Below are 19,308 nucleotides of genomic sequence, written 5' to 3'. Positions count from 1 at the left end.
CCGCGACGCGCCCTGATCATGGCCGGCGGCACCGGCGGTCACGTCATTCCCGCGCTCTCCCTGGCCCGCGGCCTGCAGGCCCGTGGCGTCGAGGTGGCCTGGCTGGGCAGCCCGCGCGGCATCGAGAACCGCCTGGTGCCCGAGGCCGACATCCCGCTGCACCGCATCGCCGTGGCCGGCCTGCGCGGCAAGGGCGCCGCCGGCTGGCTGCTGGCCCCCTTCAACCTGACGCGGGCGGTGTGGCAGGCGTGGCGGGTGATCCGCACCTTCGATCCCCAGCTGGTGGTGGGATTGGGCGGCTTCGCCAGCGGTCCCGGGGGGCTCGCCGCCTGGCTGGCCAGGCGCCCGCTGGTGATCCACGAGCAGAACGCCGTGGCGGGGCTGACCAACCGCTCCCTGGCCCGGCTGGCGCGGCGGGTCTATGCCGCCTTTCCCCAGGCCTTCCCCGGGCGCTCGGAGGTGGTCGGCAACCCGGTGCGGATGGAGATCGCCGCCCTGGGCGAGGCGTCGCGGGGCGCCGCCGAGATGGCCGGGCGTCGCCTGCGCCTGCTGGTGGTGGGCGGCTCCCTGGGCGCCCAGGCGCTGAACGAGCGCCTGCCCGAGGCCCTGGCCCGACTCCCCGAGGCCGCGCGCCCCGAGGTGCGCCACCAGGCGGGCCGCGACAAGGACGCGACGACCCGGGAGGCCTATGAGCGGCACGGCCTCGAAGCGGACGTCACGGCCTTTATCGATGACATGGCCGGGGCCTACGCCTGGGCGGACCTGGTGGTGTGTCGCGCTGGGGCGCTGACCGTGGCGGAGCTGGCCGCCGCGGCCAAGCCGGCGCTCTTCGTGCCCTTCCCCCACGCCGTTGACGACCACCAGACCGCCAACGCCCGGGCCCTGGTGGAGGAGGGCGCCGCCGGGCTGCTGCCCCAGACGGATCTTACCGCGGCGACGCTGGCCGAGCGCCTGGCGACGCTGCTCGACCCCGACACACTCGCCACCATGGCGGCGCAGGCGCGGGCCTGTGCGCATCTCGACGCCGTCGAGCGCCTGGTGGCCGGCTGCATGGAGACAGGTTTTGAGCGATAGCAGATCACGCCCGGTGCCCGGCCAGGCCGTCCCGGCACCCAATGGCCGGGGCCTGGGCATGCGCCGCATCCGGCACATCCATTTCGTGGGCATCGGCGGTGCCGGCATGTGCGGCATCGCCGAGGTGCTCGCCAACCAGGGCTATGCCGTCAGCGGCAGCGACCTCCGCGAGTCGGCGGTGGTGGCGCGCCTGCGCCAGTGCGGCATCCGCGTGGCCATCGGCCACGCCGCCGAGCACGTCGCCGGCGCCGACGTGGTGGTGGTCTCCACCGCGGTGGACGAGGCCAATCCGGAGATCCGCTGGGCCCATGATCACCGCGTGCCGGTGGTGCGCCGCGCCGAAATGCTCGCCGAGCTGATGCGCTTCCGCCACGGCATCGCCGTGGCCGGCACCCACGGCAAGACCACCACCACCAGCCTCACCGCCACCCTGCTGGGCGAGGGTGGCCTCGACCCGACCTTCGTGATCGGCGGCCGGCTGACCAGCGCCGGCACCAACGCGCGCCTGGGCGAGGGCGACTACCTGGTGGCCGAGGCCGACGAGTCCGACGCCTCCTTCCTGCACCTCCAGCCCATGGTGGCCATCGTCACCAACATCGACGCCGACCACATGGCCACCTACGGCGGCGACTTCGAGAAGCTCAAGGGCACCTTCCTGGAGTTCCTGCACAACCTGCCGTTCTACGGCCTGGCGATCCTGTGCATCGACGACGACGACGTGCGCGGCCTGCTCGACCGGGTCAGCCGCCAGTTCGTCACCTATGGCTTCAGCGAGGACGCCGACTACCGGATCGAGGACTTCGTCCAGGCGGAAGGGGAGGTGCGCTTCACCGCCCGGCGGCCCGGCGACCTGGCGCCGTTGCCCGTGCGCCTGGCCATGCCCGGCCACCACAACGCCCTCAATGCCCTGGCCGCCATCGCCGTGGCCACGGATGCCGGGGTGGACGACGCCGCCATCCTGCACGGCCTGGCCGGCTTCCAGGGGGTGGGACGGCGTTTCCAGGTCCACGGCCACTTCGCGGCCCCGGGCGGGGCGGGCGAGGTGATGCTGGTGGACGACTACGGCCACCATCCCCGCGAGGTGGAGATGGTGATCCGGGCGGTGCGCGCCGGTTGGCCCGAGCGCCGCCTGGTGATGGTCTATCAGCCCCATCGCTACACCCGCACCCGCGACCTCTACGAGGACTTCGTGCGGGTGCTGGCCGGCGTCGACACCCTGCTGCTGCTCGACGTCTACAGCGCCGGCGAGGCGCCGATCCCCGGCGCCGAGGGGCGCAGCCTGGCGGGTTCGATCCGTCAGCGCGGCGGCGTCGACCCGATCTTCGTCCAGGACAAGGCCGAGCTGCCCGAGCTGCTGAGCAAGGTGCTGCGCCCCGACGACATCCTGATCACCCAGGGCGCCGGCGACGTCGGCGGCATCTCGCTGGCGCTGGCCGAGGCGGCGCTCAAGCTCGACGAGGTGACCCTATGAGCCTGGTGAACGACCTGGGACGCGTGGTGGTGCTCTATGGCGGCGACTCCGCCGAGCGTGAGGTGTCGCTGAAGAGCGGCCACGCCGTGCTCACGGCCCTGCGGGGCGCCGGCGTGGATGCCATCGGCTACGACCCCGCCGAGGGGGGACTGGTGGGGCTGGAGGCGCTGAATCCCGATCGGGTCTTCATTGCCCTGCACGGCCGCGGCGGCGAGGACGGTACCCTGCAGGGGGCGCTCGAGCTGCTCGGCATTCCCTATACCGGCAGCGGGGTGCTGGCCTCGGCGCTGGGCATGGACAAGCAGCGCACCAAGCTGGTCTGGCAGGCGCTGGGCCTGCCGACTCCCGAAGCGGAGATGCTCGGTCCCGATGCCGACTGGGGGGCGGTGGTGGCGCGGCTCGGCCTGCCGCTGATCGTCAAGCCGGTGCACGAGGGCTCGACCCTGGGCATCAGCATCGTCGAGGATGCCGAGGCGCTGGCGACGGCCTACCGCGAGGCGGCCCGCTTCGACGCTCGGGTGATGGCCGAGCGCTTCGTCCAGGGCGACGAGTACACGGTGTCGCTGCTCGGTGACGAAGTGCTGCCGGCGATCCGCGTCGAGGCGGCCGGCGGTTTCTATGACTACGCGGCCAAGTACCTTTCCGACGCTACCCGCTATCACCTGCCGTGCGGGCTCGGCGAGGCCGTGGAGGTCGAGCTCGGCGAGCTCTGCCGCCAGGCCTTCGCCGCGGTGGGCGGCGAGGGCTGGGGGCGCGTGGACGTGATGCGCGACGGCGAGGGGCGCTTCTGGCTGATCGAGGTCAATACCTCCCCGGGCATGACCGACCACAGCCTGGTGCCCCAGGCGGCGGCCCATGTGGGCATCGATTTCGCGGCCCTGGTGCTGCGCATCCTCGCCACCACCCTGGAGCCCCGCCGGGCATGAGGCGTCGCGGCGGCCTGCTCGGCGTGGTCCTGCTGCTGGTGCTGTTCGGCGCCGGCGGCAGGGCGCTGTGGCTGTGGCTCGATCGTCCCATCGAGCGGGTATCGATTCGCGGCGAGCTCGGCCATGTCAGTGCCGACTACCTGCGCGACCGGCTGGCGCCGCTGCTGCGCGGTCGCACCTGGTTGTCGGTGGACGTGGCCGAGCTGCGCGAGTCGGCGCTGGCCATCGACTGGATCGCCGAGGTGCGGGTCAGCCGCCAGTGGCCCGATGCCCTGACCTTCGAGCTGGTGGAGCAGGTGCCGGTGGCGCGCTGGAACGACGATCATCTGCTCAATCCCCGGGGCGAGCCCTTCGCCCTGGGGCCGGTGTCGCCTCCCGGCGACCTCCCCGATCTGGCCGGTCCCCCGGGCAGCGGCGCCGAGGTGCTGGCCTACCACGAACGCCTGGCCGCGCGCTTCGTCGAACTGGGGCTGGAACTCTCCCAGTTGCGTCTCGAGCCGCGCGGTGCCTGGCGCTTCCAATTGGACGACGGCGTCTGGGTGATGCTGGGGCGCAACGATCGCGAGGCGAGGCTGGCCAGGCTCACCGCGGCCTGGCGTCGACAACTCGGCGATCAGGCGTCGCATATTCGCTACATCGATCTGCGTTACCCCAACGGGGTGGCGGTCGCCTGGCACGGTGAAAGTGATCCGGACGGCCTCGACGAGGCGGAGGAGGGCTAGCTCCCTTTTCCCGGCGAAAGGCGCATGTCGAAGGGCATACGCCTGTTTCTTTCGCGACAAAATCACCGTATCGTGGAAGGGCTTTTTCGCGTCGGGGTGGAGGATCAACCCGTGTTGTTCCTATAATTGGCCCCAGGTTCATTTTTTGTGTTGCAGGCCCCAGATGCGGGCCAGTGTTCGAGGAGACTTCCCGACTCATGGCAGGCTCATCCAACGTGTCCAATATGGTAGTCGGGCTGGATATCGGAACGTCCAAGGTGGTGGCGATCGTGGGACAGCCCACCGATGACGGGGGTATCGAGATCGCCGGTATCGGCTCACACCCCTCCCGGGGCATGAAGAAGGGGGTGGTGATCAACATCGAGTCCACGGTGCAGTCGATCCAGCGCGCCGTGGAGGAAGCCGAACTCATGGCCGGCTGCGACATCCACTCCGTCTATGTGGGTGTCGCCGGCAGTCATATCAGTTCCATGAACTCCGACGGGGTGGTGGCGATCAAGGAGCGCGAGGTCACCCCCTCCGACATCGATCGCGTCATCGACTCCGCCCGGGCCCGGGCGATCTCCGAGGGGCAACGGGTGCTGCACGTGCTGCCCCAGGAGTTCGCCATCGATGCCCAGGGCGGCATCCGCGAACCGCTCGGCATGTCCGGCGTGCGCCTGGAGGCGCGGGTCCATCTGGTTACCGCGGCCCTCAACGCGGTGCAGAACATCGAGAAGTGCGTGCGCCGCTGCGGCCTGGAAGTGGATGCCATCATCCTCGAACAGCTCGCCTCCAGCATGGCGGTGCTCACCGAGGACGAGCGCGAACTCGGCGTGTGCATGGTCGACATCGGGGGCGGCACCACCGACATCGCGGTGTTCACCGAGGGGGCCATCCGCTACACCGCGGTGATTCCCATCGCCGGCGACCAGGTCACCAACGACATCGCCATGGCCTTGCGCACTCCGACCCAGCACGCCGAGGAGATCAAGGTCAAGTATGCCTGCGCGCTCACCCAGCTGGCCGCCAGCGACGAGATGATCAAGGTACCGAGCGTCGGCGACCGCCCCGCCCGGGACCTCTCCCGCCAGGCGCTGGCCGAGGTGGTGGAGCCGCGCTACGAGGAACTATTCACCCTGGTTCGCGACGAGCTGCGCCGCAGCGGCTACGAGGACCTGGTGGCCGCCGGGGTGGTGCTCACCGGCGGCACCGCGCGCATGGAGGGCGTGGTGGAGCTGGCCGAGGAGATCTTCCACATGCCGGTCCGCATCGCCTGCCCGCAGAACGTCCGCGGGCTGGCCGATGTGGTGCGCAACCCGATTTATTCGACCGGAGTCGGTTTGCTACATTACGCTCTGCAGGAGGCACGGCAGGGGCACGGTCGACAGGCACAGGGCAGCAGCGTGATGTCCGCACAGCCCAGGCGCGAGGACGCCGCTCGTCGCGGCGACAGGGACGGTTTCTCGGCGCTGGCACGGCTGAAGGGCTGGTTGAAAGGAAATTTCTGACAGGATCGCCAGCGGCGGTCCAGGAGACGGGGCAAATGTTCGAACTGGTAGATAGTGCACCCTCTAGCAGCGCGGTCATCAAGGTGATCGGTGTCGGCGGCGGTGGCGGTAATGCCGTCAACCACATGGTCGAGAGCAACATCGAGGGCGTCGAGTTCATCTGCGCCAATACCGATGCCCAGGCGCTCAAGCGAGTCGCGGCCAAGACCGTGCTGCAGCTCGGCAGCGATATCACCAAGGGGCTCGGTGCCGGCGCCAACCCCGACGTGGGGCGACAGGCGGCCATGGAGGACCGCGAGCGCATCGCCGAACTGATCAGCGGGGCCGACATGGTGTTCATCACCGCCGGCATGGGCGGTGGTACCGGCACCGGCGGCGCTCCGGTGGTGGCCCAGGTGGCCAAGGAGCTGGGCATCCTCACCGTGGCCGTGGTGACGCGCCCCTTCCCCTTCGAGGGCCCCAAGCGCATGCGCGCCGCCGAGGAGGGCATGAAGGAGCTCTCCGAGCACGTCGACTCCCTGATCACCATACCCAACGAGAAGCTGCTCTCGGTGCTGGGCAAGAGCGCCAGCCTGCTGTCCGCCTTCAGCGCCGCCAACGACGTCCTGCTGGGCGCCGTCCAGGGCATCGCCGAGCTGATCACCAGCCCCGGCATCATCAACGTCGACTTCGCCGATGTGCGTACCGTGATGTCCGAGATGGGCATGGCGATGATGGGCACCGGCGGTGCCACCGGCGAGAACCGCGCCCGCGAGGCCGCCGAGAAGGCGATCCGCAGCCCGCTGCTGGAGGACATCGACCTCCATGGCGCGCGTGGCATCCTGGTCAACATCACCGCCGGCCCTGACCTCTCCATCGGCGAGTTCAACGACGTGGGTGCCACCGTCCAGGAGTTCGCCTCTCAGGACGCTACCATCGTGGTGGGTACGTCCATCGACATGGAGATGAGCGACGAGCTGCGCGTCACCGTGGTGGCCGCCGGCCTCGACGGGCGCCAGCAGCAGAAGGCGACCAGCCGCGAGGGCGTCAAGCGTGCCGAGGTCGGTGACTATCGCCAGCGTCCGGCGGCGCAGCCAGCGGTCAGCCGCCAGCAGGCCGCCGCGGCACGTAGCCAGGAACCGGAGGAGGCCGCCAAACCGCGCCCCGAGAAGCGCCGTTCCCAGGAGCTCGACGACTACCTCGATATCCCGGCCTTCCTGCGTCGCCAGGCCGATTGAGGCAACCTATCGAGGCCATGCGTCTTGCCGGATGAGGTTTTTTTGTTGAAACGTCCGTTCGGTGTTATAGTGAACGGTGTTTGATAATCCGACAACAGCCCTGGCCACTGCCCATGATCAGACAACGCACCCTGAAGAACGTCATCCGCGCCACCGGCGTCGGCCTGCACTCCGGCAAGAAGGTCTACATGGCCCTGCGTCCGGCGCCCGTGGATACCGGCATCGTTTTCGTGCGCACCGATCTGGAGCCCGAGGTACAGGTTCCCGGCCGGGCGGAGCTGGTGACCGACACCACCCTGTGCACCGCCCTGACCCACGAAGGCGCCAAGGTGGCCACCGTCGAGCACCTGATGTCGGCGCTGGCCGGCCTCGGCATCGACAACGCCTATGTGGATCTGAGTGCCCCGGAGGTGCCGATCATGGATGGCAGCGCCGGCCCCTTCGTGTTCCTGATCCAGTCCGCGGGCATCAGCGAGCAGAACGCGGCGAAGAAGTTCATCCGCATCAAGCGCGAGGTGACGGTGCGCGACGGCGACAAGGAGGCCACCTTCCGCCCCCATCGGGGCTTCAAGGTGGCGTTCACCATCGACTTCGATCACCCCGTCTTCGAGGACCAGACCCAGACCGCGGTGGTGGACTTCTCCACCACCTCCTTCGTCAAGGAGGTCTCCCGCGCCCGCACCTTCGGTTTCATGCGCGACCTGGAGCACCTGCGCTCGAACAACCTGGCCCTGGGTGGCAGCCTGGACAACGCCATCGTCGTGGACGACTATCGCATCGTCAACGAGGGCGGCCTGCGCTACGACGACGAGTTCGTCAAGCACAAGGTGCTGGACGCCATCGGCGACCTCTACCAGCTGGGCCACAGCCTGATCGGCGAGTTCCACGGCGTGAAATCCGGTCATGCCCTGAACAACCAGCTGTGCCGGGCCCTGATGGCCCAGCCCGACGCCTACGAGATCGTCACCTTCGAGGAGGAGACCGCGGCCGCCCCGATCTCCTACGCCGCGCCGGCCATGGCCTGAACCCGGCTGCGCCGGGAGCTGTAAGCCATAAGCTTGAAGAGCGCCGCTTCGCGGCTGGAAGCTTGAAGAAAAACAACCCCGCTGGGTCTGCCAGCGGGGTTGTTTCATAACAGGCTGAGGCTATGCTGCGTTCCAGCTTCGAGCTTATGGCTCGCGCTCGGCGTGGGCCGCCAGCCGCTCCAGGGCCTGCCTGAGGCGCGGGTCCTCGACGTCGGCGGCGCAGCTGGAGAGCTCGTCGGCGGCATGGACGGGAAGGTGGCGCACCTGGCGTGGCGGGACCTTCACCGGGCGCACCGGGCGTACCTTGAAGTGGAAGCCGGTGACCGCCTCGAACCCCGGCAACTGGTGGAGCAGCTCGAGCAGGCGGGCCTGCTCGTAGCGCAGCCGGGTCAGCCACACCGCGCGGTCGGTGAGCAGGGTGAGGCGGCCGTCGCGATAGCCGCCCACGTGGAGATGCTCGGCGAACTCGGCCGGCAGATGGTCGCGCAGGTGGGCCTGGGCGCGCTCGATGAGCCGCGCCGAGCGCATCAGCGAGCCGAGCTCGCCACGCCCTTCCAGCAGGCGGGACATGGGCTGGGCGCGAAAGCGCTTAACCTTTATACTCATGGGCTTGTTTCTCGCGGCGCGACTCGAAGAGGGCGGGCCGTGATGCCGAACATTCGGGACCCTATGGGTCCGTCAGCCTAGCACGCCCGGGAGTCCGTCGACAGCATGTCCGCTATCGCCAGCCGCCAGCCCCTTCGCCCGGCCCGGTCCGCCTCGATGCGGCGGCCGGCGCGCTGGTGGCTGGCTGGCCTGCTGGTGGGCTGCCTGCTGCCGGCCGGCCTGGCCCAGGGGGATGCCCTGCGCCAGGCCGAGCGCCTGGTGCAGGTGTGCATCCTGGCCCCGGCGTTGATTCGCGCCAGCTCGCGGCTCCAGGCGCGCCGCCGCGCCTCTCGCCGCTGGCCCCCGCGGCGCTCTCCCCACACCCGCCAGCGCCTGTCGAGCCGCCGGCCCATTGCGCCGTGCCGGCGATCCGCCGCCGCCCATGATGTCCTGACCCGGCGTGGGCCGCCCCCTGCGTGGGCAAGCTGAATCCCGACCCATGGCCGGCCGCCGGATGGCGGCTGGCACGATGCCACACGCAGACCCAGGACCCTTCATGATCAATTCCCTGTTACGCAAGGTCGTCGGCTCCAAGAACGACCGCGAGGTCAAGCGCATGAGCCGGCTCGTCGAGCGCAGCACCGCCCTGGAGGCGGAGCTCGAGGCGCTGGACGATGCCGCCCTGCAGGCGCGCACCGACGACTTCCGCTCCCGCCTGGAGGCCGGCGGGACCCTGGACGACCTGCTCACCGAGGCCTTCGCCACGGTGCGCGAGGCGAGCAAGCGCGTCATGGGCATGCGCCACTTCGACGTCCAGTTGATCGGCGGCATGACCCTCCACAACGGGCGCATCGCCGAGATGAAGACCGGCGAGGGCAAGACCCTGGTGGCCACCCTGGCCGTCTACCTCAACGCCCTGCCGGGCAAGGGCGTCCACGTGGTCACCGTGAACGATTACCTGGCGAGTCGCGACGCCGAGTGGATGCGCCCCCTCTACGAGTTCCTGGGCCTCTCGGTGGGCGTGATCTTCGCCGGCCAGACGCCGGAGCAGAAGCGCGCCGCCTACGCCTGCGACATCACCTACGGCACCAACAACGAGTTCGGCTTCGACTACCTGCGCGACAACATGGCCTTCTCCCTTGAGGACAAGGTGCAGCGCGCCTTGAACTTCGCCATCGTCGATGAGGTGGACTCGATCCTCATCGACGAGGCGCGCACGCCGCTGATCATCTCCGGGGCGGTGGACGAGAATACCGAGCTCTATCGGGTGGTCGACCGCCTGGCAATGCATCTGGTCAAGGGGGAGGTGTCGGAAGACGCGGACGCCCCGGTCAACGGCGACTTCACCCTCGATGAGAAGCACAAGCAGGTGGAAATCACCGAGGCCGGACACAACAAGGTCGAGGAACTGATGCGCGGCGAAGGGCTGCTGGGCGAGGAGGACTCCCTCTACGCGGCCCAGAACCTCAACCTGCTGCAGCACATGCACTCGGCGCTGCGTGCCCGCCACCTCTACCACCGCGACGTCGACTACATCGTCAACGACGGCCAGGTGGTGATCGTCGACGAGCACACCGGTCGCAGCATGCCCGGCCGGCGCTGGTCCGAGGGCCTGCACCAGGCGGTGGAGGCCAAGGAGGGCGTGGCGGTACAGCGCGAGAGCCAGACCCTGGCCTCCACTACCTTCCAGAACTACTTTCGCCTCTACGACAAGCTGGCCGGCATGACCGGTACCGCCGATACCGAGGCCTTCGAGTTCCACCAGATCTATGGCCTGGACGTGGTGGTGATCCCCACCAACAAGCCGCTGATCCGCGAGGACCTCAACGACCTGGTCTACCTCACCGCCGAGGAGAAGTTCGAGGCGATCATCGAGGACGTGCAGGCCGAGACCGCCGCCGGCCGTCCGGTGCTGGTGGGTACTGCCTCCATCGAGACCTCCGAGTACCTGGCCGGGCTGATGCGCCAGGCGGGGATGACCTTCAACGTGCTCAACGCCAAGCAGCACCAGAGCGAGGCGGAGATCATCGCCCAGGCGGGACGTCCCGGGGCGATCACCATCGCCACCAACATGGCCGGCCGCGGCACCGACATCGTGCTGGGGGGCAACTGGGAGGCCGAGGCGGCCAAGCTGGAGGACCCGACCCCCGAACGGATCGAGCGGCTCAAGGCCGAGTGGCAGGCACGCCACGAGGCCGTGCTGGCCGCCGGGGGGCTGCACGTGGTCGGCTCGGAGCGCCATGAGTCGCGGCGCATCGACAACCAGCTGCGCGGTCGCGCCGGTCGTCAGGGCGACCCCGGCTCGACGCGCTTCTTCCTGTCGCTGGAAGACAACTTGATGCGTCTGTTCGGCTCCGACCGGGTGCAGCGCATGATGAAGGCGCTGGGCCTGGAGCGCGGCGAGGCGATCGAGCACAAGATGGTCTCCAACGCCGTGGAGCGCGCCCAGAAGAAGGTCGAGGGACGCAACTTCGACATCCGCAAGCAGCTGCTCGAGTACGACGACGTGGCCAACGACCAGCGCCGGGTGATCTACGAGCAGCGCAACGAGATCCTCGCCGCCGAAGAGGTCGCCGAGGCGGTGGCGGGCATCCGCGAGGAGGTACTGGACCTCGCCATCAGCGACTATGTGCCGCCCCAGAGCCTGCCGGAGCAGTGGGACCTGGCGGGCCTCCAGGACTACCTCCGCAGCGAGTTCAACTTGGATGCCCCGGTGGTGCAGTGGGCCGAGGAGGACGAGCGCTTTCACGAGGAGCAGCTACGCGAGCGCCTGCAGACCCTGCACCGCGAGGCCTACGAGGCCAAGGTGGAGCAGGCCGGCACCGAGCTGATGCGGCGCTTCGAGAAGCAGGTGATGCTGCAGGTGCTTGACACCCGCTGGAAGGAGCACCTGCAGTCCATGGATCACCTGCGTCGGGGCATCCATCTGCGCGGCTATGCGCAGAAGAACCCCAAGCAGGAGTACAAGCGCGAGTCCTTCGAGCTGTTCCAGGCGCTGCTGACCAACATCAAGGCCGACGTGACACGCATCCTCAGCCATGTGCAGGTGCGTCGCCCGGAGGAGGTCGAGGAGCTCGAGCGCAAGCGCCGCGAGGCGCTGGAGCGCGAGAGGGCCGCGGCAGCGAGCCGCCATGACGCCCCCGAGGCGGCCACCGCCGGGGAGGGCGAGCGTGGCGAGGCCCCGGTACCGCCCGGCGCCGACGGTCGCCCGCTGCGTCGCGAGGGGCCCAAGGTGGGGCGCAACGACCCCTGTCCCTGCGGTTCCGGCAAGAAATACAAGCAGTGCTGCGGCAAGCTGAGCTGATCGGCCCGCGCGAACCAGACAGGAGACGAGACGATGGCAGTGGGTGACGCGAGCTTTCCCGAGATGCCGGCGATTCCCGGGATCCGCCTGGGCACCGCCATGGCGGGGATCAAGAAGCCCGACCGCCGCGACCTGGTGGTGATCGAGATGCCCGAGGGCGCCCGGGTGGCGGGCACCTTTACCCGCAACGCCTTCTGCGCCGCGCCGGTGACGGTGGCCCGCGAGCACCTCGCGGCCGGCGTCGCCCGGGGCGAGGGTGCACGTTACCTGGTAATCAATACCGGCAACGCCAACGCCGGCACCGGCGAGGAGGGCCTGCGCGACGCCCGCGCCACCTGTGCCGAGCTGGCTCGCCTGGCCGGGGTGCCGGCGCAGGCCGTGCTGCCGTTCTCCACCGGGGTGATCGGCGAGACGCTGCCCATGCAGCGGCTGCTGGCCGGCCTGCCGGCGGCGCTGGAGGGGCTCGACGACGGCGCCGGGGCATGGCGGCTGGCGGGCGAGGGCATCCTCACCACCGATACCCGCCCCAAGGGCGCCAGCATCACCCTGGACCTGGGCGACGCGACGGTGACGATCAACGGCATCGCCAAGGGCTCGGGCATGATCCAGCCCAACATGGCTACCATGCTGGCCTTCGTGGCCACCGACGCCACCCTCGATCAGGGCCTGCTGCAGACGCTGCTGCGCGAGACGGTGGAGCGCTCCTTCAACTGCATCACCGTGGACGGTGACACTTCCACCAACGACGCCTGCATGCTGATCAGCACGGGCCAGGGGCCGGTGCTGGCCGACGAGGAGGCGATCGCGGTGTTTCGCGACGGCCTGCAGCGGGTGATGACCGAGCTGGCCCAGGCGATCATTCGCGACGCCGAGGGCGCCACCAAGTTCGTCACCCTGCAGGTCAACGGCGCCACCACGCGCCGCGAGGCCCTCGACGTGGCCTTCACCGTGGCCCATTCGCCGCTGGTCAAGACCGCCCTCTATGCCTCCGACGCCAACTGGGGGCGCATCCTGGCCGCGGTGGGACGGGCCCCGGTGGACGACTTCGACGTCTCCCGCGTGACCATCGATCTGGGCGAGGTGCGCCTGGTGGCGGGCGGCGGTCGCGCCCCCGGCTACACCGAGGAGGCGGGCAGCGCGGTGATGGCCAGGGATGAAATCACCATCCGCATCGACCTGGGGCGCGGCGAGGAGAGCGCCACGGTGTGGACCTCCGATCTCTCCCAGGACTACGTGAGCATCAACGCCGACTACCGCAGCTAGGAGCCCGTCGAACTTAACGCTGATCTACCGCGAAATCCGAATCTCTCGCGACGATCGCTCAAATCCGACAGGCTCCTTGGGGTCGGGCCGGCCGTACAGTTCCCGCGCGGCAGCGCGGTCAAGTTGGAAAGGTGAATGAACGCAATGGTGAAGAGAAGGGTGCATGTGGCGGCCGCCGCCATCATCGGCGCCGATGGTCGCGAGGTGCTGATCGCGCGTCGCCCGAGCAACGTCGACCACGGTGGCCTTTGGGAGTTTCCCGGCGGCAAGCTGGCGCCCTACGAGACGGGGCTGGGTGGCCTCAAGCGCGAGCTGCACGAGGAGCTGGGCGTGGAGATCCAGCGGGCGCAGCCGTTGATCCGCATCCACCATGAGTATCCCGACAAGCACATCCTGCTGGATGTCTGGCAGGTGCATGATTTCTCCGGCGAGCCCTTCGGCCGCGAGGGACAGGCGGTGCGCTGGGTGCCCATGCAGGAACTGGTCAACTACCCCTTCCCGGCCGCCAACCTGCCGATCCTGCGCGCGGTGATGCTGCCCACCGAGTACCTGATCACCGGCGAGGAAGAGGATGAGGCGCTCTTCGCCCGGCGCCTGGAGCGTGCCCTGGTGGAAGACGGCGTGCGCCTGGTGCAGCTGCGCGCCAAGCAGCTGGACGAGGCCGCCTACCTGGCCCGCGCCGAGGGTGCCGTGGCGATCTGCCACCGCCACGGCGCACGCCTGCTGCTCAACGGCGAGCCGGAACTGCTCGAGAGCGTCGATGCCGATGGCATCCATCTCACCAGCGAACGCCTGATGTCCCTGGAGCGGCGTCCCATCACCGACGGCAAGTGGCTATCGGCGTCCACCCATGACCGCAGGCAACTGGTCCAGGCGGGCCGCGTGGGTTGCGACTTCGTGACCCTCTCGCCGCTACGCACCACGCCGTCGCATCCGGAGGTGCCGCCCATGGGCTGGCATGACTTCCAGGAACTGGTGGAGCGTGCCGCCATGCCGGTGTTCGCCCTGGGCGGCATGACCCGCTTCGATGCCAACCATGCCCGGGCCGTGGGCGCCCAGGGCATCGCCTCGATCCGCGACTTCTGGAAATGAACCGCCCGGGCGCCGCCCGCCGGTCCCGACGCGACTCGCCCCGCCGATCGGCGGGGCGAGTCGTAGCGGGGAGGCAAAAAGCGGACGCCCGGGCAAGGCCCGGGCGTCATGCGCTGTGGCTGTGGGCCCGCGCTCAGTTGACCGCGGCGATGGCCTTGGCCAGGTAGGACAGGTTCTCCTGGGAGAAGCCGGCTACGTTGGCGCGGCCGGAACGCACCATGTAGATGCCGAACTCGTCGCGCAGGCGGTCGACCTGGTCGGGAGTCAGGCCGGTGTAGGAGAACATGCCGCGCTGCTCGGCCACGCAGTGATACTTCTGGTCGAGGCCATAGGGTTCCAGGGCCTCGACGAAGTCGCGGCGCAGGGTGTTGATGCGGTCGCGCATCTCGGTGAGTTCGTCGCGCCACACGGCGGCGAGCTCGGCGGAGCGCAGGATCTCGCTGACGATGGCGCCGCCGTGGGCCGGCGGGTTGGAGTAGTTCTCCCGGGCGACGATGGCGATCTGGGAGCGCACGTTCTCCATCTGCTCGGCGTCCTTGGCAACCAGGATCAGGCAGCCGGTGCGCTCGCAGTAGATGCCGAAGTTCTTGGAGCAGGAGCTGGTGATGATCACCTCGTCGAGGTTCTCGGCCAGCAGGCGCACCCCGTAGGCGTCCTCGTCCAGGCCCTCGCCGAAGCCCTGGTAGGCGAAGTCCACCAGCGGCAGCAGCTGGCGCTCCTGGATCACGCCCAGTACCCGTTGCCACTGCTCGCGGTTCAGGTCGAAGCCGGTGGGGTTGTGGCAGCAGGCATGCAGCACCACCACGTCGCCCTCGGGGATCTGCTTCAGCGCCGCGAGCATGCCGTCGAAGTCGAGGCGGTTCTCGGCGTCCACGTAGGGGTACTTGTGCAGCTCGATGCCGGCGGCGGTGAAGATGCCGTGGTGGTTCGGCCAGGTCGGGTCGCTGACCCAGATGCCCTTGCCGGGCAACTTCCTGGTGATGAAGTCGGCCGCCAGGCGCAGGGCGCCGGTGCCGCCCGGGGACTGGGTGGCGCTGGCGCGGCGCGCCTCGAGGATCGGCGAGCCCTCGCCCAGCACCATCGGCAGGATCACCTGGCCGTACTCCGGCGCCCCGTGGGAGCCGATGTAGGTCTTGGTGGTCTCGTTCTTGAGCAGCAGGGCCTCGGCCTCCTTGACGGCGCGCATCACCGGGGTGTTGCCCTGGGCGTCCTTGTAGACGCCGACGCCGAGATCGACCTTCTGGGGATTGGTGTCCTTCTTGAAGGCCTCGATCAGGCCGAGGATGGCATCCCCGGGCACCCGCTCAATGTGTTCGAACATTTATTTCGCTACCTCGTCGGTTCTGGCGGCAAGAATGAAGTCGTTGCTGTGCAGGCCCTTGATCTTGTGCGACCACCAGGTCACGGTGACCTTGCCCCATTCGGTCAGCAGGGCCGGATGGTGGTCCGCTTCCTCGGCGAGTTCGCCGACGCGGTCGGTGAAGGTCAGCGCCTGTCGAAAGTCGGGGAAGGTGAAGACCCGCTCCAGTTGCATGATGCCATCGCGCTCGACGATCTGCCACTCGGGCACCTCTCGGCGGTACTCCGCGATCTGCTCGTCGGTGAGCCTGGGGGAGTCGCTACGGCAGGCCTCGCACTGCTGTTGTGACAGTTGGCTCATTTGTCCTCCTCCATGTTGGTTCAGGAATGGGCGGCGCCCGACAGGGCGTCAACTCGCCCCGGCCTTCTGTGCGGCCGGCTCGAAACGCGGCGCATGGAGCCCGAGCGCCATGGCCCGGTGTACCAGGCCCATGATGTCCTGACGGGAAAGGTCGTGCAGGGTGGCGAGGTCGTCAAGCACATAGTAGAGCGGCTGCAGGATGTCGATGCGGTAGGGGGTGCGCATCGCTTCCACCGGGTCGAAGGGCAGGTGCTCCGGGACCTCGGAGAGGGCATGCAGGGTCTCCTTCGGCGAGGAGATGATGCCGCCGCCGTAGATGCGCCGTCCCGCGGGGGTGTCCACCAGGCCGAATTCCACGGTCAACCAGTAGAGCCGTGCCAGGTAGACCCGCTCCTTGTGCGTGGCCGCCTTGCCCAGGCGGCCGTAGGTGGCGGTGAACTCGGCGAAAGAGGGGTCAGTGAGCATCGGGCAGTGGCCGAAGAGCTCGTGGAAGATGTCCGGCTCCTTGAGGTAGTCCAGCTCCTCGGGGCTGCGGATGAAGGTGGCCACAGGAAAGCGGCGGCTGGCCAGCAGCTCGAAGAAGGTGTCGAAGGGGATCAGCGCCGGCACCTGGGCGGTGCGCCAGCCGCTGGTGGCCTCCAGTACCCGATCGATCTCGCCGAGCTGGGGGATGCGATCCTCGGGCAGCGCCAGGCGCTCCAGGCCGTCCAGATAGGCCTGGCAGACGCGACCCTCGATCATCGGTAGCTGACGGCGTATCAGGGTCTGCCAGGTGGCGTTCTCGGTGTCGCCGTAGGCGATATGCCCCCGGGCGTCGGGCAGCCGGGCGCGATAGCCGGTCTTGCTGACCTGGTCGCTCAGGGGGGAGGTGGGGACCTTCATGGGTTCTCCTCCGTGTCGCTGGGCTAGTTGGGCTATTTATTGAAGTCTAGGTGACGGCGGAGGAAGGCGGAGGGGCGAGTCGCCGCGGCCGGGCCGAAGCGTGCCGCTGTAAGGCTAACTTGACGGTCGTGGCGCAGGAGGCGGATCCGGGCGGCATGGGGCCGGGCCATGGGGGGTGGAGCCGACGCGGCTGTCACGTTATCTTGACACTGGAGTCACATCAGCGTGACGCCTTTTGCTTCATGAGGAGCCGACCCCGAGATGCGTCTGAGGTTTCACTGCCAGAACCGGGTGGGCATCCTGCGCGACATCGTCGCCCACTTCGCCGACTACGGCCTCAACGTGGCCCGCGGCGAGGTGGGGGGCGAGCACGGCAACGCCATCTACCTGCACGTGCCCCATCTGCTCCATGCCCAGCTCGCCACCCTCAAGCCGGAACTGGAGGCGGTGCCCGGGGTCTTCGGCGTGCGCCGGGTCAGCCTGATGCCCAGCGAGCGGCGCCACCTGGAGCTGGACGCGCTGCTCTCGTCGCTCTCCGACCCGGTGATGTCCATCGACATGGAGGGCCATATCGTCGCCGCCAACCGTGCCGCGGGGCAGCTGCTCGGGGTGCGCATCGACGAGGTGCCGGGGCTGTCGCTGGACCGTTACCTGCATGACCTGGACCTGCCGGAGCTGATCCGGCGCAACAACGCCCGGGTCAACGGCCTGCGCGTCAAGCTGCGCGACACCACCTTCCTGGCCGATATCGCTCCGCTGCACCGCGAGCATCACGACGACGTGGCGTCGCTGGCCGGGGCGGTGGTGACCCTGCACCGGGCCGAGCGCATCGGGGCGCGCATCTACCAGGTGCAGCGCCAGGAACTGCGCGGTTTCGAGGCGATCTTCCAGGCCAGCCCCAAGCTCGAGGCGTTGACCCGGGAGGCGCGGCGCATGGCGCCGCTGGACGCCCCGCTGCTGATCCAGGGCGAGACCGGTACCGGCAAGGAGCTGCTGGCGCGGGCCTGCCACCTGGCCAGCGCCCGGGGGCAGGCGCCCTTCATGGCGCTCAACTGTGCCGGCCTGCCGGAGTCCATGGCCGAGACCGAACTGTTCGGCTACGCCCCGGGGGCCTTCGAGGGGGCGCGGCCCGAGGGCAAGCTGGGCCTGCTGGAACTCACCGCCGGCGGCACCATCTTCCTCGACGAGGTGGGGGAGATGAGCCCGCGGCTGCAGGTCAAGCTGCTGCGTTTCCTGCAGGACGGTGGCTTCCGTCGGGTGGGCAGCGACGAGGAGACCTGGCTCGACGTGCGGGTGATCTGCGCCACCCAGCAGGACCTGCCGCGGCTGTGCGCCGAGGGGCGCTTCCGCCAGGACCTCTATCACCGCCTCAATGTGCTGTCGCTCACCGTGCCGCCGCTGCGCGAGTGCCGCGACGGCATTCCGGCGCTCGCCGAGCACTTCCTCGACCGCGCCGCCCGCCAGATCGGTTGCACCGTACCGACCCTCTCGCCGGCGGCGCTGGCGCGGCTCACCGCCTATCCCTGGCCCGGTAACGTACGCCAGTTGGAGAACGTGCTCTTCCAGGCGGTATCGCTGTGCGAGGGCGAGCGCCTCGAGCCGGCCCATTTGCGCCTGCCCGACGTGGGGGAGGCCGCGGAGCTCGCCGGCCTCGACCTGGAGGGGACCCTGGCCGAGATCATGGGCGCGGTGGAGCAGCGGGTGCTGGCCACCCTCTATCCGCGTCACCCCTCGAGCCGGCAACTGGCCAAGCGGCTCGGCGTCTCCCACACCACCATCGCCAACAAGCTCAAGCGCCATGGTATCGGCGGGGAAGGGAGTGAAGCATGAGGCGGGTGGCGGAATAAGCCCACCATGAGGAGGAGGAATGTCGGATACCGGATCGCCTGCACGCTTGCCACTGGGGCTGAAACTGGCCTTCACCGCCTGGATCCTGGGCTGGGCGCCCACCTACTGGGTGCTGCTGGGGCCGCAGAACTACTTCTGGCTGTGCAACCTGGCCAACTTCCTGATCCTGGTGGGCCTGTGGCGGGAACATCGCCTGCTGCTCTCCATGCAGTGGCTGGCGGTGGCCCTGGTGGGCAGCCTCTGGGCCGTGGACGTGGGCACGGCCTGGCTGACCGGCATTCATCCCATCGGCGGCACCGAGTACATGTTCGATCCCGAGCAGCCACCGCTGACCCGACTGATGTCGCTCTATCACCTGATCCTGCCGCCGGTGGCGGGCTTCGCGATCTGGCGGCTGGGCTATGATCGCCGGGCCCTGTGGTGGCAGAGCGGCCTCACCTGGCTGGTGATCCCGCTCAGTTACCTGTTGACGGATCCCGAGCGCAATATCAACTGGGTCCACGGCCCCTTCGGGCAGCATCAGGACTGGATGGCCCCCTTGCTCTATCTGGTGCTGCTGATGGGGCTCTGGCCCGTGGCGATCTACCTGCCGGTGCATCTGCTGATGATCGGCCTGCAGCATTGGCGCATCCGCCATCGCCATTGAACCTGCCGCGTTCACCCCCGGCACGCGCGAGTCGGTCTCGGGCCGTCTGCTATCGTCTGAGTTTGTGACGGTGCCGGCCCCATATGGCCTAGTATGAGCGAGA

17 protein-coding genes are annotated in these 19,308 nt (G+C 69.0%); 13 read left to right on the top strand and 4 right to left on the bottom strand.

The features are described 5' to 3' along the window. The first annotated feature begins 18 nt into the window (after positions 1-18). The 7 genes from murG to lpxC all read left to right on the top strand — a co-directional run bounded on the left by murG (position 19) and on the right by lpxC (position 7,925). On the top strand, positions 19-1,074 hold the full coding sequence (gene murG, locus QWY80_RS12655; protein WP_290232601.1) for an undecaprenyldiphospho-muramoylpentapeptide beta-N-acetylglucosaminyltransferase: 1,056 nt from the start codon (positions 19-21) through the stop codon (positions 1,072-1,074). A gap of 58 nt (positions 1,075-1,132) precedes the next feature. Beyond that, complete coding sequence (murC, locus tag QWY80_RS12650; protein WP_290232599.1) at positions 1,133-2,545, top strand: UDP-N-acetylmuramate--L-alanine ligase; 1,413 nt, start codon at positions 1,133-1,135, stop codon at positions 2,543-2,545. Next, entirely contained in the window at positions 2,542-3,471 is a 930-nt protein-coding gene (locus QWY80_RS12645) for a D-alanine--D-alanine ligase (RefSeq protein ID WP_290232004.1), read from the top strand. The genes murC and QWY80_RS12645 overlap by 4 nt, the downstream gene beginning before the upstream one ends. Then, positions 3,468-4,193 (top strand): cell division protein FtsQ/DivIB, encoded by a 726-nt coding sequence (locus tag QWY80_RS12640; protein WP_290232002.1) that lies wholly within the window; start codon positions 3,468-3,470, stop codon positions 4,191-4,193. The genes QWY80_RS12645 and QWY80_RS12640 overlap by 4 nt, the downstream gene beginning before the upstream one ends. A gap of 197 nt (positions 4,194-4,390) precedes the next feature. Beyond that, positions 4,391-5,683 carry a cell division protein FtsA gene (gene ftsA / locus QWY80_RS12635; RefSeq protein WP_290232000.1) on the top strand — a complete coding sequence of 431 codons (1,293 nt, stop codon included), beginning with the start codon at positions 4,391-4,393 and terminating at the stop codon, positions 5,681-5,683. Between the two features lie 35 nt (positions 5,684-5,718). Then, a complete protein-coding gene (gene ftsZ, locus QWY80_RS12630) occupies positions 5,719-6,900 on the top strand; it encodes a cell division protein FtsZ (protein WP_290231997.1) in 1,182 nt (393 codons plus the stop codon). Positions 6,901-7,013: 113 nt separating this feature from the next. Continuing rightward, positions 7,014-7,925: a UDP-3-O-acyl-N-acetylglucosamine deacetylase gene (gene lpxC / locus QWY80_RS12625; protein ID WP_290231995.1), complete on the top strand. Its 912-nt coding sequence runs from the start codon at positions 7,014-7,016 to the stop codon at positions 7,923-7,925. 144 nt (positions 7,926-8,069) lie between these two features. Here lpxC and QWY80_RS12620 read toward each other — a convergent pair whose 3' ends face one another. After that, positions 8,070-8,531: a DUF721 domain-containing protein gene (locus QWY80_RS12620; protein ID WP_290231993.1), complete on the bottom strand. Its 462-nt coding sequence runs from the start codon at positions 8,529-8,531 to the stop codon at positions 8,070-8,072. Between the two features lie 105 nt (positions 8,532-8,636). Between QWY80_RS12620 and QWY80_RS12615 the strand changes: the two genes are divergently transcribed. The 4 genes from QWY80_RS12615 (at position 8,637) to QWY80_RS12600 (ending at position 14,169) form a co-directional block, all read left to right on the top strand. Beyond that, positions 8,637-8,999, top strand: a complete 363-nt coding sequence (locus QWY80_RS12615; RefSeq protein WP_290231991.1) for a hypothetical protein — start codon at positions 8,637-8,639, stop codon at positions 8,997-8,999. 67 nt (positions 9,000-9,066) lie between these two features. Then, positions 9,067-11,814 (top strand): preprotein translocase subunit SecA, encoded by a 2,748-nt coding sequence (secA, locus tag QWY80_RS12610; protein ID WP_290231989.1) that lies wholly within the window; start codon positions 9,067-9,069, stop codon positions 11,812-11,814. Positions 11,815-11,847: 33 nt separating this feature from the next. Beyond that, entirely contained in the window at positions 11,848-13,077 is a 1,230-nt protein-coding gene (argJ, locus tag QWY80_RS12605) for a bifunctional glutamate N-acetyltransferase/amino-acid acetyltransferase ArgJ (protein WP_290231986.1), read from the top strand. Positions 13,078-13,221: 144 nt separating this feature from the next. Further along, a complete protein-coding gene (locus QWY80_RS12600) occupies positions 13,222-14,169 on the top strand; it encodes a Nudix family hydrolase (RefSeq protein ID WP_290232597.1) in 948 nt (315 codons plus the stop codon). Positions 14,170-14,302: 133 nt separating this feature from the next. On the opposite strand, the gene QWY80_RS12595 is transcribed toward QWY80_RS12600, so the two are convergent. From QWY80_RS12595 to phhA, 3 genes are read right to left on the bottom strand one after another with little or no spacing between them, the layout of a single operon-like run. Further along, a complete protein-coding gene (locus QWY80_RS12595) occupies positions 14,303-15,490 on the bottom strand; it encodes an amino acid aminotransferase (RefSeq protein WP_290231984.1) in 1,188 nt (395 codons plus the stop codon). Continuing rightward, positions 15,491-15,829, bottom strand: coding sequence for a 4a-hydroxytetrahydrobiopterin dehydratase (locus QWY80_RS12590; RefSeq protein ID WP_290231981.1), 339 nt, complete (start codon positions 15,827-15,829; stop codon positions 15,491-15,493). 48 nt (positions 15,830-15,877) lie between these two features. Beyond that, positions 15,878-16,711 (bottom strand): phenylalanine 4-monooxygenase, encoded by an 834-nt coding sequence (gene phhA / locus QWY80_RS12585; protein WP_290231979.1) that lies wholly within the window; start codon positions 16,709-16,711, stop codon positions 15,878-15,880. 261 nt (positions 16,712-16,972) lie between these two features. On the opposite strand from phhA, the gene QWY80_RS12580 reads away from it, so the two are divergent. Beyond that, positions 16,973-18,541, top strand: coding sequence for a sigma-54-dependent transcriptional regulator (locus QWY80_RS12580; protein WP_290231977.1), 1,569 nt, complete (start codon positions 16,973-16,975; stop codon positions 18,539-18,541). 37 nt (positions 18,542-18,578) lie between these two features. Then, positions 18,579-19,205, top strand: coding sequence for a hypothetical protein (locus tag QWY80_RS12575; RefSeq protein ID WP_290231975.1), 627 nt, complete (start codon positions 18,579-18,581; stop codon positions 19,203-19,205). Positions 19,206-19,308: the final 103 nt, after the last annotated feature.

It is taken from the genome of Halomonas ramblicola (assembly GCF_030409215.1).
GTDB lineage: Bacteria > Pseudomonadota > Gammaproteobacteria > Pseudomonadales > Halomonadaceae > Halomonas > Halomonas ramblicola.
This window is presented reverse-complemented; position numbering and strand designations above follow the sequence as displayed.